Origin of the sequence: Microbacterium sp. (assembly GCF_051860965.1) — a bacterium.
Lineage (GTDB): Bacteria > Actinomycetota > Actinomycetes > Actinomycetales > Microbacteriaceae > Microbacterium.
The window spans coordinates 201,390-216,728 of record NZ_JBIMKU010000004.1 but is presented as its reverse complement, the minus strand read 5'-3'; the positions used below and the strand labels follow the sequence as shown (position 1 = coordinate 216,728).

Annotated in this window: 13 protein-coding genes; 4 read left to right on the top strand and 9 right to left on the bottom strand. The window is 69.9% G+C overall.

What is annotated here, in order from left to right; all coding sequences use genetic code 11:
- Window positions 1–44 precede the first annotated feature (44 nt).
- Window positions 45–1,208 (top strand): glutamate--cysteine ligase, encoded by a 1,164-nt coding sequence (locus ACTIFV_RS09400; protein WP_439592524.1) that lies wholly within the window; start codon window positions 45–47, stop codon window positions 1,206–1,208.
- Here the strand turns inward: ACTIFV_RS09400 and ACTIFV_RS09395 are convergent.
- From ACTIFV_RS09395 to ACTIFV_RS09370, 6 genes are all read right to left on the bottom strand, one after another.
- Window positions 1,194–2,864, bottom strand: a complete 1,671-nt coding sequence (locus ACTIFV_RS09395; RefSeq protein WP_439592523.1) for a glycosyltransferase — start codon at window positions 2,862–2,864, stop codon at window positions 1,194–1,196. The two genes, ACTIFV_RS09400 and ACTIFV_RS09395, sit on opposite strands and share 15 nt — an antisense overlap.
- Entirely contained in the window at window positions 2,861–4,018 is a 1,158-nt protein-coding gene (locus ACTIFV_RS09390; RefSeq protein ID WP_439592522.1) for a hypothetical protein, read from the bottom strand. The genes ACTIFV_RS09395 and ACTIFV_RS09390 overlap by 4 nt, the downstream gene beginning before the upstream one ends.
- 94 nt (window positions 4,019–4,112) lie before the next feature.
- Window positions 4,113–5,666 (bottom strand): signal recognition particle protein, encoded by a 1,554-nt coding sequence (gene ffh / locus ACTIFV_RS09385; RefSeq protein ID WP_439592521.1) that lies wholly within the window; start codon window positions 5,664–5,666, stop codon window positions 4,113–4,115.
- 12 nt (window positions 5,667–5,678) lie between these two features.
- On the bottom strand, window positions 5,679–6,173 hold the full coding sequence (locus ACTIFV_RS09380) for an RNA polymerase sigma factor (protein WP_439592520.1): 495 nt from the start codon (window positions 6,171–6,173) through the stop codon (window positions 5,679–5,681).
- Entirely contained in the window at window positions 6,170–6,787 is a 618-nt protein-coding gene (locus ACTIFV_RS09375; RefSeq protein ID WP_439592519.1) for a hypothetical protein, read from the bottom strand. Before ACTIFV_RS09375 ends, ACTIFV_RS09380 begins: the two co-directional genes overlap by 4 nt.
- Window positions 6,788–6,856: 69 nt before the next feature.
- Window positions 6,857–7,840 (bottom strand): TetR family transcriptional regulator, encoded by a 984-nt coding sequence (locus tag ACTIFV_RS09370; RefSeq protein WP_439592518.1) that lies wholly within the window; start codon window positions 7,838–7,840, stop codon window positions 6,857–6,859.
- A 76-nt stretch (window positions 7,841–7,916) separates the two neighbouring features.
- Here ACTIFV_RS09370 and lipB point away from each other — a divergent pair, with 76 nt between their 5' ends.
- Together lipB and lipA are read left to right on the top strand one after the other, a co-directional pair.
- On the top strand, window positions 7,917–8,555 hold the full coding sequence (gene lipB / locus ACTIFV_RS09365) for a lipoyl(octanoyl) transferase LipB (protein WP_439592517.1): 639 nt from the start codon (window positions 7,917–7,919) through the stop codon (window positions 8,553–8,555).
- Window positions 8,552–9,574, top strand: a complete 1,023-nt coding sequence (gene lipA, locus ACTIFV_RS09360) for a lipoyl synthase (RefSeq protein WP_439592516.1) — start codon at window positions 8,552–8,554, stop codon at window positions 9,572–9,574. Before lipB ends, lipA begins: the two co-directional genes overlap by 4 nt.
- A gap of 20 nt (window positions 9,575–9,594) precedes the next feature.
- Here the strand turns inward: lipA and ACTIFV_RS09355 are convergent, their stop codons facing one another.
- The 3 genes from ACTIFV_RS09355 to smc are packed head-to-tail and all read right to left on the bottom strand — an operon-like array spanning window position 9,595 to window position 14,550.
- Window positions 9,595–10,095 carry a DUF2004 domain-containing protein gene (locus tag ACTIFV_RS09355; RefSeq protein ID WP_439592515.1) on the bottom strand — a complete coding sequence of 167 codons (501 nt, stop codon included), beginning with the start codon at window positions 10,093–10,095 and terminating at the stop codon, window positions 9,595–9,597.
- A 57-nt stretch (window positions 10,096–10,152) separates the two neighbouring features.
- Window positions 10,153–11,025: a signal recognition particle-docking protein FtsY gene (gene ftsY / locus ACTIFV_RS09350; RefSeq protein WP_439592514.1), complete on the bottom strand. Its 873-nt coding sequence runs from the start codon at window positions 11,023–11,025 to the stop codon at window positions 10,153–10,155.
- A gap of 9 nt (window positions 11,026–11,034) precedes the next feature.
- Window positions 11,035–14,550 (bottom strand): chromosome segregation protein SMC, encoded by a 3,516-nt coding sequence (smc, locus tag ACTIFV_RS09345; RefSeq protein ID WP_439592513.1) that lies wholly within the window; start codon window positions 14,548–14,550, stop codon window positions 11,035–11,037.
- A 461-nt stretch (window positions 14,551–15,011) separates the two neighbouring features.
- On the opposite strand from smc, the gene ACTIFV_RS09340 reads away from it, so the two are divergent.
- On the top strand, window positions 15,012–15,278 hold the full coding sequence (locus tag ACTIFV_RS09340) for a hypothetical protein (RefSeq protein WP_439592512.1): 267 nt from the start codon (window positions 15,012–15,014) through the stop codon (window positions 15,276–15,278).
- The last annotated feature ends 61 nt before the right edge of the window (window positions 15,279–15,339 follow it).

Below are 15,339 nucleotides of genomic sequence, written 5' to 3'. Positions count from 1 at the left end.
TCGCGAACCATCGCGCGACGCGACGCGCGTGCCAGACTGAGCGGATGACGGAGGCTTTCGCGACATCCGCCCGCGCGTCGGTCGGATTGGAATGGGAGCTCATGCTCGCGGACGGCGAGACGGGCGATCTCGTCCCGCGTGCCCCCGAGGTGATCGACGTCCTCGAAGACGTCACCGAGCACGAGCGCTACACCGTGACGGGTGAGCTGCTCACGAACACCGTCGAGGTCACGAGCGGCATCGGCGACACCATCGCCGCCGCGGTCGACGACATCGCCGACGCGATCGCCGCCGTTCGCACCGTCACCAACCCGCTCGACATCGAGCTGCTGTGCGCCGGCAGCCACCCGTTCGCCCAGTGGTACGACCAGCAGGTCACGGACAAGACGCGGTACCACAAGCTCATCGAGCGCACGCAGTGGTGGGGCCGCAACATGATGATCTGGGGCATCCACGTGCATGTCGGCGTCGAGGACGTCAACAAGGTCTTCCCCATCATCAACGCCCTCACGGTGTATCTCCCCCACCTTCAGGCGCTGTCGGCATCGAGCCCGTTCTGGGCCGGGGAGCGCACGGGGTACGCCTCGAACCGTGCGCTGGTGTTCCAGCAGCTGCCGACCGCGGGACTCCCCTGGCCGCTGCGCGACTGGGCGGAGTTCGAGACCTACCTCGACGGGATGGTGCGCACGGGGGTCATCGCCGACGCGAGCGAAGTGCGGTGGGACATCCGGCCCGCTCCGCGCTGGGGGACGATCGAGGTGCGCGCGTGCGACGGGATGTCGACCCTGCCCGAGCTCGCGGCCGTGGCATCCCTCGTCCAGGTGCTCGTCGAGCACTTCTCACGCGAACTCGACGAAGGGCGCGAGCTCGTCACGCTTCCGCCGTGGTTCGTGCGTGAGAACAAGTGGCGCTCCGCGCGCTACGGACTCGACGCCCGGGTGATCGTGGATGCCGAGGGCACGCAGCGACCGGTCGCGGAGCATCTGCGCGAGACGACGGAGCGACTCGCCGACATCGCCGTCGACCTCAAGTGCGCGCGCGAGTTCGCGGGGCTCGAGAGGATCCTGACGGAGGGCGCGAGTTCGACGCGCCAGACGCTCGTCGCCGACGCCGCGAACGGCGACCTGCGCGAAGTGGTGCAGCACCTCATCCGGGAGTTCCGCGCGGGACCGACGCTGCGCGAGCACCTCGCATCACTGGGGCACTGACGCCGGCTCCTCCTCCAGCACGAACGTCGACAGTCCGTGCTCGGTCTTCTGCCAGTAGTGCGGCTTCGTGATGAGCTGCCACAGCGCCTTGTACGACGCCGCGGAGTGCAGCAGCCAGTAGACCGGGTTGAGGACCGCCCATCCGACGAGCCAGAACGCGCCGCGCTTGTACGGGCCCATCATGTTGAGGTACACCATCAGCGCGTTCCCGATCAGGAAGTTGAGCAGGCACAGCCACAGCACGACGGGCGGGAACGCGGCGGACGCATCGAACCACGGGAACACGAACGAGACGATCGTCAGGGCCGTGAACGGGATGACCCCGAGGAAGGTGAGCGGCGTGCCGGCGATGAGCAGCGCGAACGCGGCGAATCGCCGGAAGCCGATCTCCCGGATGAGGGCGAACGGACGCCGCGCATGCACGAGTGCCGTCTGCATATAGCCCTTGATCCACCGGCTCCGCTGGCCGATGAAGATCCCCATGTGAGAGGTCGCCTCCTCCATCGTGGTGGAGTCGACGACACCGACGCGGTAGCCCAGAGCGCTGGCGCGGATGCCGAGGTCGGCATCCTCGGTGACGTTGTACGGATCCCAGCCACCGAGCTCGCGCAGCGCTCCCGTGCGGAAGTGGTTCGACGTGCCGCCGAGCGGGATCGGCAGGTCGCGCACGTCGAGTCCCGTCAGCATGTAGTCGAACCAGTAGCTGTACTCGAGCGAGAACATGCGGGTGAGGATGTTCTCGCGCGCGTTGAAGTAGTTGAGCGCCGCCTGCATGACGACCACCGACGGATCGGCCCGCGAGAAGGCGATGAGGGTCTTCTTGAGCTGATCGGGCTCGGGGGCGTCCTCGGCGTCGTAGATCACGAGGTATTCGCCGCGGGCGACCTCGAGGCCCACGTTGCACGCGCGGGGCTTGGTCTGCGGTGAGCCCTTCGGGATCGTGACGACCGTGAAGTTCGCAGGCGGATCGCTCACCGCGATGGCATCCCGCGTCTCGTCGTCCTCCTCCTCCACGAGGATCAGGATCTCGAGCTTCTCGGCGGGATAGTCCAGCCGACCGAGGTTCTCGACGAGACGGCCGACGATGCGCGCCTCGCGGAACACGGGGACGAGCACCGTGTAGATCGGCAGCTCCTCATCCTTCAGCTGAGCGATGTCGCCCTTGCTCACATGCGCGACGAGGTCGTAGCGCGAACCGCGCAGCGCCACGACGAACTTGAAGAGCGTGCTCGCCAGGAAGACGGCGCTCGCGACCGCGATCAGCGCGATGAGGGTGGGCAGCGGCCACACGACGGCGCAGGCGAGGACGACGACGAGCAGGATGACGCCCACGACCTTCTGGGATCGCGACAGCACGGCGCGCGCCGACAGCACGGGGTCGATGCGGTAGAGACCGTCGGCGGCCTGATCGGCGAACTCGGCGCTGAAGCGGTCGGTGAGCACGCCGACGATCGCCGACTGCGCCACCTCCGTCTCGCGGATCGGCGCGCCGATCGCGGCTTCGATCCGCGCGCGACGGCGAGGCGTCACGGGCGCGGACACCGCGACATCCACGACGTCTCCGTCGCGCCGGACGGGCAGCCACCCCTCGGTCGCGTACGTCGTGCGGAGTCCGGGGTCGAGCAGCGTCGTGTCGACCTGCAGTGGAGCTGTCATGACGCGCCTCCTGTCAGTACACCCATCCAGGCGGTCACGGTGGGGTTCGCGAAGGCCTGAGCCCACCCGATCGCCCACAGCACCACCGACGTCGCGATCGTGAGCACGCGATCGCGGGTGGTGAGGGCGAGCGGCACGACGGCGACGGCGAGCAGCAGCATCATCGTGTAGTTGATGCCCGCGACGCCCGTGGGGGTCAGTCCCACGATGAAGGCCAGCAGTGTCACCGCGGTGAGCATGGCGGCCGTCAGCCCGACACCCGGAAAGCGCAGGAACAGCGCCGTGATGATGACCACGATCGTCGGCGCGAGGTAGAGCAGTCCGCCGGGGCTCAGCAGATACGAGCCGACGGACGTCGCACGCTCGGGGTTCCACGCGAGGTCGCCGCGGATCATCGCGAGCGGTCCGACGCGGAAGATGACACCGAGCAGCATCAGCGAGCCCAGGAACGCGAGCGTCGGGAAGATCACGACGATCGCGTTCGCCGCGCGCGAGCCGTCGCGCGAGCGGATGATGAAGGTGGATGCCGCGGCCGCCACGAGCGCGGCGAACAGGCCGGTCGAGTCCGAGAACGCCGACGCGGCGAAGAGCAGTCCGGCGCGGAAGCCCGCCTGCGTGTTGGCGAACGTCACGAAGCGCACGAGGTCGATCATGCCGAGGCCGAAGAAGGTCAGCCCGAGCGTCGCTTCGAAGCTCGTCGTGACGATGTACGCCCACAGGGGCGTGAGCGCCAGGGTGAGGACGAACACGAGCCGGACGGGGAGCACGAATCCCTTGCGCTGCATGGACTGCACGACGAGCTGCAGCATGAGCCCCCCGACGAGGCATCCCGTGATCGCGAGCCCGAACGCCCCACCGGGGATCACGAGCGCGAGCAGGCTCGTGATCGGCGGATACAGCTGGCCGAGGGTCTCGACCTCGGACGATCCCCAGGGCAGCGACTGGACGCGCTCGGCGAGCACGCCGTTGGCGGTACCCGTCCAGTCTCCGCCCGAGGCGAGCTGGAACCAGATCGCGATCGCGAGGAACGGCACTGCCACGATCAGGCGCACCGCCCACCGCAGCCAGCGGTTGGCGGGGAACTTCCCGATGTGTCCCGTGTCGCTCTCCACGAAGAGCGGGATGTCTCTGACGAAGACGCTGCTAGCGCTCACCCATCCTCAGCCGTTCCCCCCATAAACCCGCTCGCGCGGCCCCCAGCCGTACGCAGTCCGCTCAGGCTATCGGGGGAATCGACGCAGTGGCCAATCAGCCACGCCCGAGGAGCTTCTGCAGCTCCGCGAGGTCGGCCTCGCTCGGCGCGCCCTTCGCGCCGCCGAGGCCGAAGCCCGAGCCGGTCGGGGTCGCCGGCTGCGCGGCGATGCCGGCGTTCTCGGCGGCGCGCTTCGCCGGATTGCCCGAACGCGACCCCTTGGCCTTCTGCTGCTTGCCGCGCTTGGCCGATGCTCCGGGGCGCTGACCGGGGATGGGACCCATGCCGGGGATGTTCGGCGTGCCGCCCCGGGCGACGGTCTTCATCATCTTGGCGGCCTGGTCGAAGCGCTGCACGAGCTGATTGACGTCGGTCACGGTCATGCCAGAACCGCGCGCGATGCGCAGGCGCCGCGAGCCGTTGAGGAGCTTCGTGTTGCGGCGCTCGGCGGGCGTCATCGAGCGGATGATCGCCTCGGTGCGGTCGATCTCGCGCTCGTCGAAGTCGTCGAGCTGCTGCTTCATCTGGCCCATGCCCGGCAGCATCCCGAGCATCTTCTTCATCGAGCCCATCTTGCGCATCTGCTGCATCTGGGCGAGGAAGTCCTCGAGCGTGAACTGCTCGGTGGCGAGCTTCTCGGCCATCTTCATGGCCTCTTCCTCGTCGAAGGCCTGCTGGGCCTGCTCGATGAGGGTCAGGATGTCGCCGAGGTCGAGGATGCGGCTCGCCATGCGGTCGGGGTGGAACGGCTCGAGATCGTCGAGCCCCTCTCCCGTGGAGGCGAAGATGATGGGGCGGCCCGTGATCGAGGCGACCGAGAGCGCGGCTCCGCCCTTCGAGTCGCCGTCGAGCTTCGACAGCACCACGCCGGTGAAGTCGACGCCCTCCTGGAACGCCTTCGCGGTGTTGACGGCATCCTGCCCGCTCATCGCGTCGATGACGAAAAGCACCTCATCGGGATCGGTCGCGCGGCGGATGTCACCGGCCTGCTTCATGAGCTCGGCGTCGACGCCGAGGCGGCCGGCGGTGTCGATGATGACGATGTCGTGCTGCTGGCGCCGCGCGGTCTCGACGCCGTCCTTGGCGACCTTGACGGGGTCGCCGACGCCGTTGCCGGGCTCGGGTGCGTAGATCGCGGCGCCGGCCTGCTGCGCGACGACCTGGAGCTGGTTGACGGCGTTGGGCCGCTGGAGGTCGGCCGCGACGAGCAGGGGCGTGTGTCCGTCCTTCTCGAGCTGCTTGGCGAGCTTGCCCGCGAACGTCGTCTTGCCCGAGCCCTGGAGCCCCGCGAGCATGATGACGGTCGGCGGGTTCTTGGCGAACTGCAGCCGTCGCTGCTGCCCGCCCAGGATCGCGACGAGCTCCTCGTTGACGATCTGCACGACCTGCTGCGCGGGGTTGAGCGCCCGGTTCACCTCGTCGCCCAGGGCGCGCTCGCGCACCTTGGCGGTGAAGTCCTTGACGACCGGGAGCGCGACGTCGGCCTCGAGCAGCGCCCGGCGGATCTCGCGGACGGTGCCGTCGACGTCGGCGGGGGTGAGCTGCCCCTTCTTCCGCAGATTGCGGAAGGTGTCGGTCAGCCGGTCGGAGAGTGTGCCGAAAGTCGCCATGATGCGCCAAGTTTACGCGTTCGCGGTGACTCCCAGCGTTGCGCGCAACTGTTCCCTGACACGCGCGTATCGCGTGCGCGCGGTCGAATCCGGGATGCCGAGCAGTTCGGCGGCCTGGACGAGCGTCATCCGCTCCCAGTGCACGAGTCGAACGAGTTCCGCGTCGTCCGGATCGAGCCGCTCGACGGCGTCGCGCACCTCGAGTCCGGCGTCGGCGGGCGGCGCTGCGGCATCCCCCGTCGTGTGCCGGATGCGGTCGGCGAGGGCCCAGCGACGACGCTCGCCCCGCGCGTGGTTCTGCAGGGTTCCGCGCGCGATGCCGAACAGCCACATCCGCGCGCGCTCGGGATCACCGGGCAGGTCGGCGATCCGCCGCCACGCCACCACCATCGTCTCGCCGAGCAGATCCGGGGCGTCGTCGAGCCCTGCGCGACGCTGCAGATAGGCGAGGAGATCGCCGGATGCCGCGGTCAGTGCGCCGGTGAGCCTCCGCTCGTCACGGCTCACGGGGCGGTGTCCGGCCCGGTCGGGAACGTAACGGAGCCGTTCTCGTCCATGCAGAAGGTCAGCGACTGCTCGGCGCTGAACACGCCCGCGCCGAACCCCGCGCTTTCCGCCTCCAGGGCGATGCGTTCCCACACCGCGGCGCTGACCGCGGACCAGTAGCGCTCGTCCGGTGACTGCCGCTCGGCATCGGCGGCCGGTGGATCCTCCTTCTCCCACTGCTCCATTCGCGCCAGGTATCCGTCCACGTCGGCGAGCGCGACCAGATCGTTGCGGCCTGCGAACTCGCGGAGCCACTGCTCTGCGTCGGCGTTCATGCTGTCGACCTCGAAGATGCGCTGCTCGCACTGGATTCCGCTCGGGAGCCGATACTCGAAAGATACGTACGGGTCCTTCTGCGGGCCCGCCCACGGGAAGAGATCGGTTGCGGTCGCGACGCCCGCACCGCCGAGGATCACCGCCGCGAGCACGCTCGACGCGATGACGATGCGGCGTCGGCGCGGCCGGGGAGCCTTCCCGTGCGCCTCGGCGATCATCGCCGCGAGGTCGGCGTCTCGGGGCGCGCGGATCGCGGGGGCCGAGCGATCGAGCAGATCGTCGAGCAGGTCGGGGGTCATGTCGCCTCCATCGTCAGGGATGTCTCACCCCGTACGTGTCCGGCATGCGCGCTTCCGTCCGCGCGACCGTCACCCCTCCGGTCCGAGTTCCTGGAAGATCGTGAGCTGGAGATCGGCCGGCCCGCGGAGACGGGCGTTGACGGATCGCCACGGCGTTTCGCGGGCGGATGCCTCGATCACCGCTCCCCCGGCCACGAGGCGGTCCACGGCACCCGCGGTGTCGGCGACCTCCAGCCCGACGCGCAGGCGCTCGCTCGGGGCATCGCCGCCGGTCTCCACCCCGTCGATGAAGGCGACCTGCGCGAGGTTGGCGAGCTCGAGTGTCGCTCTGCCGGCATCCAGGATCACGACGCGTGCTCCGCCGTCGGCCTCGTACGCCTCGGCCTGCGGCATCCCGACGACATCGCGGTAGAACGCGAGCGCCTCTTCGAACGCGGGCGCCTGCACGACCAGGCGCAACTGGCGCACGGCACCGGCCGGCTCTCCCGCGGCGAGCGACGCGGCGCGCTCGAGGAATCGATCGAGCGAGGTGCGACCGGCGCCGTCGTGCGCCCATGCCTCGATCGCGGCGAGCACGGCTCCGCCCCACGCGGCGCCCGCGATGTCGGCGGCGAGCCGGTCGCGTCCGCCGCGCACGAGACGGTCGGCGACGAGGGAGGCGATGCGCGCACGGCGGAGCGCGGCCTCGCGCTCCAGTTCGAGCTCGAGTCCCATGGCGCCCGTGTTGACGATCGCGAGGGCGAGCGGGTCGGGCGTGAAGCCGGATGCCACGGCGACCACCGCCGCGCGCACGGAGGCGGCGGCATCCGTCGTCTCGTCATCCCGCAGGCGCGCCTCGAGGGTCGCGATCCGCGCGTCGAGACCCGACCACAGGATGTCGGACTTCGAGCCGAAGTAGTTGAAGAAGCTCGAGCGGCTGACGCCCGCCCGCTGCGCGATGTCGACGACGGACGTCGCCTCGAATCCGCGTTCGAGGAAGAGCTCGCACGCCGCTTCCGCGAGGGTCTCTCGGGATGACGAACGGGGTCTGCCAGCGCGGGACTCGGTGCTCACGCCTCCACGCTATTGCGCGACCGGCCGTCTTGACCATCGTCTATTGTTAGACGCGATCCAATAACCGGAGGGCGTCATGCTCGATATCCAGTACGCGGGGCTCGCGCCGTCGTTCGTGCCCTACCTCGACGGCTGGGCGCTGCAGCGCAGCATCCATTCCGACGTCGTCTCCGGCGACCGTCCCGACACCCTCCTGCTCCTCGAGCACGAGGCCGTGTACACGGCGGGCAAGCGCACCGAGCCGCACGAGCGCCCCGCCGACGGCACTCCGGTCGTCGATGTCGACAGGGGCGGCAAGATCACGTGGCACGGACCGGGGCAGCTCGTCGGCTACCCCATCGTGCGACTGCCGGAGCCGGTCGACGTCGTCGCGCACGTGCGCCGCATCGAGCGGCTGCTCATCGACGCGCTGCGCGAGCACGGCGTCGACGGGTATCAGGTCGATGGCCGCAGCGGTGTGTGGGTGCGCCGGCCGCTGTCCGAGGACAAGGTCGCCGCGATCGGCGTCCGGGTCGAGAAGGGTGTCACGATGCACGGCTTCGCCGTCAACTGCGACAACACCCTCGCGGGATTCCGCGGCATCATCCCGTGCGGCATCACGGACGCCGGCGTGACGACCGTGAGCGAAGTGGTGGGACGGGACGTCTCGCCCGCGGACATCGTCGATTCCATCGCCCGCGCGTTCACGGCCGAGTACGCGGGGGTCGCCGCGTGAGCGCGTGCGGAACGCCGGCGTCCTCCGCTCCGGCGACGGGTCCGGACGGGCGCAGGCTCCTGCGCCTGGAGGTGCGCAACGCGCAGACGCCCATCGAGCGCAAGCCCGAGTGGATCAAGACGAAGGCCAAGATGGGGCCGGAGTATCAGGCGCTGCATGCGCTCGTGAAGTCGGAGGAGCTGCACACCGTCTGCCAGGAGGCGGGATGCCCCAACATCTACGAGTGCTGGGAGGATCGCGAGGCCACGTTCCTCATCGGCGGCTCGCAGTGCACGCGTCGCTGCGACTTCTGCCAGATCGACACGGGCAAGCCCGCCGACTACGACACGGACGAGCCCCGTCGCGTCGCCGAGAGCGTCGTGCGCATGAACCTGCGCTACGCGACGGTCACCGGCGTCGCGCGCGACGACCTGCCCGACGGCGGAGCCTGGCTGCACGCCGAGACGGTGCGGCAGATCCACGCGATGAACCCCAATACCGGCGTCGAGATCCTCGCGACGGACTTCGATGGCGACCCGCACCTGCTCGGCGAGGTGTTCGACAGCCGCCCGGAGGTGTTCGCCCACAATGTCGAGACCGTGCCGCGCATCTTCAAGCGCATCCGCCCGGCCTTCCGCTACGAGCGCTCGCTCGATGTGCTGACGCAGGCGCGAGCGGCGGGGCTCATCACGAAGTCGAACCTCATCCTCGGCATGGGCGAGGAGCCCGAAGAGGTCGTGCAGGCGCTGCAGGACCTGCACGAAGCCGGCACCGACATCATCACGATCACCCAGTACCTGCGGCCCTCGCCGCGTCACCTCCCGGTGGCACGCTGGGTCAAGCCGCAGGAGTTCGTCGAGTTCAAGGACGAGGCCGAGCGCATCGGGTTCCTCGGCGTGCTCGCGGGGCCGCTCGTGCGCTCCTCGTACCGTGCGGGGCGTCTGTGGGCGCAGTCGATGGTGTCGAAGGGTCGCGTCATCCCGGACCACCTCTCGCACTTCGTCGAGTCGGCCGAGACGGACTTCGCGCAGGCCGTGTAGCCGCCGGCACGCAGGCTCGCTCAGTCCGCGGAGGTGACCGAGAGCACGTCGCCGTCGGAGCCGATGTTCACCAGGAGCACGTCGTCGGCCGAGTCGGGCTCGAGCGCGTACTCGAGGACGGCGAAGGGGTCCTGGCCGCCGAGCTCGTCCGCGAGGATCGTCATGCTCATGAGCGACAGCGATCGGATGACGTCGATCTGCACGTCGCCGGAGATGTCCACGAGCACGTCCTCGAGCTCTTCGCCGAGCTCCTCCTGCTGCTGGAGGATGTACTCCGTCACTTCGCTCGTGCGATTGTCGAGCTCGTTGACCATCGCGTTGCGCGCGTTTCGGTCGATCTGCTCGAGCCCCGAGATGAGGCCGGCCGCGACATCCAGCGCCGCCTCGGACACGTCGTCCTGATCGGGCGCGGTCAGGTCGACCGTGACCGCCTGGTCGCCCAGCTCCACGGTCTCGGACCAGAAGATCGAGCCGTCGGGGCCCGACTCGAGGAGTCCGAAGTAGTCGTGCTCGATCGCCATGTCCCCATGAAAGCAGGGTGAGGGCCCGGGTGCCAGTCCCGGCGGCGGGTCGGCGTGTCAGTCCACGAGCGACGCGGCGAACACGTGCGGCGTGAAGCCCGTGAGATCGCCGATCCCCTCGCCCTGACCGAGGAGCTTGACGGGGATGCCGGTCTTCTCCTGCACGTTGAGGACGAAGCCGCCCTTGGCCGACCCGTCGAGCTTCGTCAGGACGAGACCCGTGACACCCGCGTGCTCGAGGAAGGCCTGCGCCTGCATCACGCCGTTCTGGCCGGTCGTGGCATCCAGCACCAGAAGCACCTCGCTGATGGGCGCCTGCTTCTCGATGACGCGCCGGATCTTCGTGAGCTCGTCCATCAGGCCGCCCTTGGTGTGCAGGCGCCCCGCGGTGTCGACGAGCACGATCTCGGTGCCGGTGCGCTTGGCGTACTCGATGGTCTGGAAGGCGACGGATGCCGGGTCCTGACCCTCCTGCTGCGGACGCACGATGGTCGCCCCACCGCGCTCGGCCCACGTCGCCAGCTGGTCGACGGCGGCCGCGCGGAAGGTGTCGGCGGCACCCACGACGACGGAGCGCTCGTAGCGCTTGAGGAAGTTCGCGAACTTGCCGATCGTGGTCGTCTTGCCGACGCCGTTGACTCCGACCACGAGCACGACGGCGGGACGCTCGGTGAGCTTCAGGGTCGTGTCGAACTTCGCGAAGTGCTCCTCGAGCGTCTCGACGAGCATGCGCTTGAGGTCGCGCGGATCGGTCGTGCGGTACCGCTCGACCTTCGCCTGCAGCTCGTCGACGATGCGCTCGGTGATATCGGGCCCGAAGTCCGCCGTGAGGAGCGCGGTCTCGAGGTCGTCCCAGGTCGTCTCGTCGATCGTGGGCTTGACGAACATGCCGCGCAGGGCGCGGCCGAGCGACCAGGAGTTCTCTGCCATGCGTCCAGCCTACGAGGCGACGCGCTCGCCCACTCGCTGACCGACGACGGCCGAGACGCCGTCCTGCCGCATCGAGACGCCGTACAGCGCGTCGGCGATCTCCATCGTGCGCTTCTGGTGCGTGATGACGATCAGCTGGCTGGATGCCCGCAGCTGCTCGAAAACGCCCAGCAGACGGCCGAGGTTCGCATCGTCGAGCGCCGCCTCGACCTCGTCGAGGATGTAGAAGGGGCTCGGCCGCGCCTTGAAGATGGCGGTCAGCAGCGCGACCGCGGCGAGCGATCTCTCGCCGCCCGACAGCAGCGACAGTCGCTCGATCTTCTTCCCCACGGGCCGCACCGCGACCTCGATGCCGGTCGTGAGCGGGTCGTCGGGGTTCGTCAGCGAGATGCTGCCGGTGCCGCCGGGGAACAGGATCGGGAAGACCTCTCCGAACGCGACCTTCGTGTCCTCGAACGCCGCGAGGAAGATCGTCTGCATTCGCTCGTCGAGCTCTTCGATGATCGTGACGAGGTCCTTGCGCGTCTGCGTGAGGTCCGCGAGCTGTTCCGTCAGGAACACGTGGCGCTGCTCGAGGGCAGCGAACTCCTCGAGCGCGAGCGGATTGACGCGACCGAGCTGCGCGAGCTTGCGCTCGGCGTCGGCGAGTCTCCGGCGCTGGGCGGCGCGGTCGTAGGGAGTGGATGCCGCATCCTCCCCTTCGCCGGGGATGTCCTGATCGGGACCATATTCCGAAATGAGAATGTCCTCGTCGAGACCGAGTTCCGAGGCGACGCGCTCGAGCAGGCCCGTCACGTGCAGACGCTTCTCGTGGATCTGCAGCTCGAGGCTGTGCACGCTCTCGGTGAGTCCCGCCAGTCGCTCCCGCAGAGCCGTCTCCTGGCTCCGAAGCGTCGCGAGCTCTTCGGTCAGCGCCGTGCGCGCCGACTCCGCCGCGGCCAGCTCGACGCGCGCGACCGAGACCGAGCGGTCGACCGAGTCCAGGACCGCCGGCAGCTGTTCGGCGACTCCGGCGGCGATCTCGCGCTGGGCGCGCCGCACGACCGCGCGCCGCGCTGCCTCGGCCGCCGCTTCGCGCTCGCGCTCGCGCTGTCGCTCGAGCTGCACGACTCGGGACTCGCCCGCGCGGATGCGCTCCTTGAGCGTCTCGACGTCGAGCCGCGCGCGCATCTCGGCATCGCGCGCCGCCTCGAGGTCGGCGAGCATGCCGTCGCGCGCGGACGCGTCGAGGATGGGACGCGGGGCTTCGAGGGCGTTCGTGAGCTGATCCTCGGCCGAGCGGGCCGACGCCTCGGCGTCCTCGACGGCCGCCGCGGCCTGCGCGAGGCCGGCCTCGAGCCGCTCGCACTCGGCGACGGCGGCTTCGTGCCGCACCGTCGCCCGGTTCACCTGCTCGGTGTGGGCCGCGAGGGCGGCATCGTGCTCGCGGAGCGTCGTGAGCGCGCCCTTCGTGCGCTGTCTCGCGGACTCCAGCGCGCCGACGGCATCGGCGAGAGCCTCGCGCAGCGAGTCCGCGACCACGATGATCTCGTCGCGGCGCTCTGCCGCGGCATCCCGTTCCGCAACGAGCTCCAGCCGCGAACGGCCCTGCCCCGAGCCCGCTCGCACCGTGTACTCGGTCACGACCTCGCCCGATCGCGTGACGATCGTGACGGGGCCGCCCACCTCGGCGGCAGCGAGCACGGGCCCGGCCGCGACGGCGGCATCGAGGTCGTCTGCGACGACGACGAACGCGAGGATGCCGAGGACGCCCTCGGGCGCCGTCACGACGTCCCGTGCCGGGGTGATGCCGGCCACGACCGGGAAGCGCGGGGTCACCGTGCCGGCGTCGGCGATCGCGATGTCGATCGCTCCGAGGTCTCCCTCGCGCACGAGCCGCGCCGTCGCGACGGCGTCCGTGCGCGAGTCGACGAGCACGCCCTCGACGAGGGGACCGAGCGCCGCGGCGATCGCGGCTTCGTAGCCTGCGGTGATCTTCACGGCGTCGCCGAGCAGTCCGCGCACCCCCGCGGCGCCCAGCGCGACGATCTCCGCGGCCGCATTGCGCCCGTCGAGCGCTCGCCCGAGAGCAGTCGTCTGCGCCGTGAGAGCCTCGAGCTCCCGCTCGGCCGCGTGGAGGCGCTCGCGCAGCGTCGCGGCAGCCGATTCGGCATCCGTCGCGTCGCGCTGCGCGCGCTCGTACGCCGACGCGTACTCGGCCCCCGAACCCTCGGGCACCAGGTCGGGGTCGACGCCGGCGAGGGTCTCGGCCGCGTCGGCACGACGGGCGAGCGCGGCATCCAGCGCCTTCTGCTGGCGGTCGACGGCGGTGCGGACGGCGGTGAGTGCGGATGCCGCGGCCTCCGCCGTGCCGCGGAGCGCGGTGATCCGCATGTCGTGCTCCGACACCAGCGCGCTCTGCGCCGCGATGTCGACGTCGAGGGCGTCCAGCTCGGCCCGCGCCCGCATGACGTCGCGCGACGCAGAGGCGGCGGCATCCTGAGCATCGCCGAGCCCCGCGGCGATCTCGTCGATCTCCGTCCGCGCCTCGTCGATCATCGCCTGCGACACCGTCGTGAGCTCGAGGCGCTCCTCGCCGTCGGGATCACCGAGCAGCGCGAGGCGCTGACCGGCGAGCGAGTACAGCGACCGCAGCCGCTCCTGCACGCGTTCGAGGCCGTGAACGACCCGGCGCGCCTCATCGACCGCCTCGCTGCGCTGGTCCGTCTCGAGCTGCTCGATCCGCGCGCGCACGTTGTCGGACTGGTCCTGCAGCACGAGCCGCTCGGTGTGCCGCGACTGCTCGCTGCGCACGTGATCCGCGAGCTGCGCGCGGAGGCCTGCGAGGTCGTCGGCGAGCAGGCGGGCCTTCGCGTCGCGCACGACGGCGGCGATCGTCGCGGCCTCGCGCGCGATCTCGGCCTGACGACCCAGGGGCTTGAGCTGGCGGCGGAGTTCGCCGGCCAGGTCGCTGAGACGCGTGAGATTGGCCTCCATCGCCTCGAGCTTGCGGAGCGTCTTCTCCTTGCGGCGGCGGTGCTTGAGTATGCCGGCGGCCTCTTCGATGAATCCGCGGCGGTCCTCGGGCGTCGCCTGGAGCACGCTGTCGAGGCGGCCCTGCCCGACAATGACGTGCATCTCGCGGCCGAGCCCGGAATCGCTGAGGAGCTCCTGCACATCGAGCAGGCGACACGTGTCGCCGTTGATCGCGTACTCGCTCGCGCCGTTGCGGAAGAGCGTCCGGCTGATGCTCACTTCGGAGTACTCGATCGGCAGCGCGCCGTCGCTGTTGTCGATCGTGAGCTGCACTTCGGCACGGCCGAGCGGGCCGCGGGTCGCCGTGCCGGCGAAGATGACGTCCTCCATCTTGCCGCCGCGGAGCGTCTTGGCCCCCTGCTCGCCCATGACCCACGCGAGGGCGTCGACGACGTTCGACTTGCCCGAGCCGTTGGGGCCGACGATGCACGTGACACCGGTCTCGAAGGCGAAGGTCGTCGGCTGGGCGAACGATTTGAAGCCCTTGAGCGTGACGCTCTTCAGGTGCATACGATCGCCTCCGGCCTGGACATCCCGTCAAAACTATCCGACGAGCGGAGGGATGCCGCGGCGGCGGGCCGTCGGGACGCCACGTCGATCGCGACACGCCCGGGTTACTTGACGAGCTGTGAGAACTCCGCTAGCGTCGCTTCTCGCGTCAGAAGTCGAAAGGAGGTCGCCCCATGATGATTCGCATCACTGCCACTGGAATGAACCCAGCCGCCCGTGCACACCGCACTGCTGCTCGCGGATTCTTCGGTGCCTCGGCGACCGGGTCCTTCTGCGTGTTCGCACCCACCGCCGGCTGATCAGGCCACGGGAGAACTCCGTCCTCTGACGGGTCGATCGACGGCATCCGCCGTCACGCACTCCCGCGACCGCCGCCCCGCTGCGCCTCTCGTGCGCACCCCGGATCCTCGCGATCCGTCCGGACCCTTCACATCCTTCTTCGACTCGAAAGAGACACCACCATGTCCAAGCAGATTCTGGACGTCCGCACCCTGGACCTCCATCCGCCCTCGCAGCTCGTTCCCGAGCTGTCCGATCTGCGCTCTCCGCTGAGCCTCACCGACCGCGCGTCCCTGCGACTCGGCCTCTGGCTCCTCCTGCGCAGCTCCCGCAGCGCGACTCGTCGCGCGGACCATGCGAGCCACTCCCGGCTCGTGACCAACGAACAGTCGCGGCTCGCCCGCGAGGCCGCGACTCTGCGTCTGCAGCACCAGCGGCCGCAGCTGTGACGGTGGTGCGGTCGTCATCCGACCGCACCACCGTCCCCACGACACGCACTTCTGACGAAAG

What these genes read in the sequence shown, in the direction of transcription:
- ACTIFV_RS09400 (WP_439592524.1), top strand. Translation starts at nt 45, where the DNA reads ATGACGGAGGCTTTCGCGACATCCGCCCGCGCGTCGGTCGGATTGGAA.
- lipB (WP_439592517.1), top strand. Translation starts at nt 7,917, where the DNA reads ATGCTCGATATCCAGTACGCGGGGCTCGCGCCGTCGTTCGTGCCCTAC.
- ftsY (WP_439592514.1), bottom strand. Translation starts at nt 11,025, where the DNA reads ATGGCAGAGAACTCCTGGTCGCTCGGCCGCGCCCTGCGCGGCATGTTC.
- ffh (WP_439592521.1), bottom strand. Translation starts at nt 5,666, where the DNA reads ATGGCGACTTTCGGCACACTCTCCGACCGGCTGACCGACACCTTCCGC.
- smc (WP_439592513.1), bottom strand. Translation starts at nt 14,550, where the DNA reads ATGCACCTGAAGAGCGTCACGCTCAAGGGCTTCAAATCGTTCGCCCAG.
- ACTIFV_RS09355 (WP_439592515.1), bottom strand. Translation starts at nt 10,095, where the DNA reads ATGGCGATCGAGCACGACTACTTCGGACTCCTCGAGTCGGGCCCCGAC.
- ACTIFV_RS09375 (WP_439592519.1), bottom strand. Translation starts at nt 6,787, where the DNA reads ATGACCCCCGACCTGCTCGACGATCTGCTCGATCGCTCGGCCCCCGCG.
- ACTIFV_RS09340 (WP_439592512.1), top strand. Translation starts at nt 15,012, where the DNA reads ATGTCCAAGCAGATTCTGGACGTCCGCACCCTGGACCTCCATCCGCCC.
- ACTIFV_RS09395 (WP_439592523.1), bottom strand. Translation starts at nt 2,864, where the DNA reads ATGACAGCTCCACTGCAGGTCGACACGACGCTGCTCGACCCCGGACTC.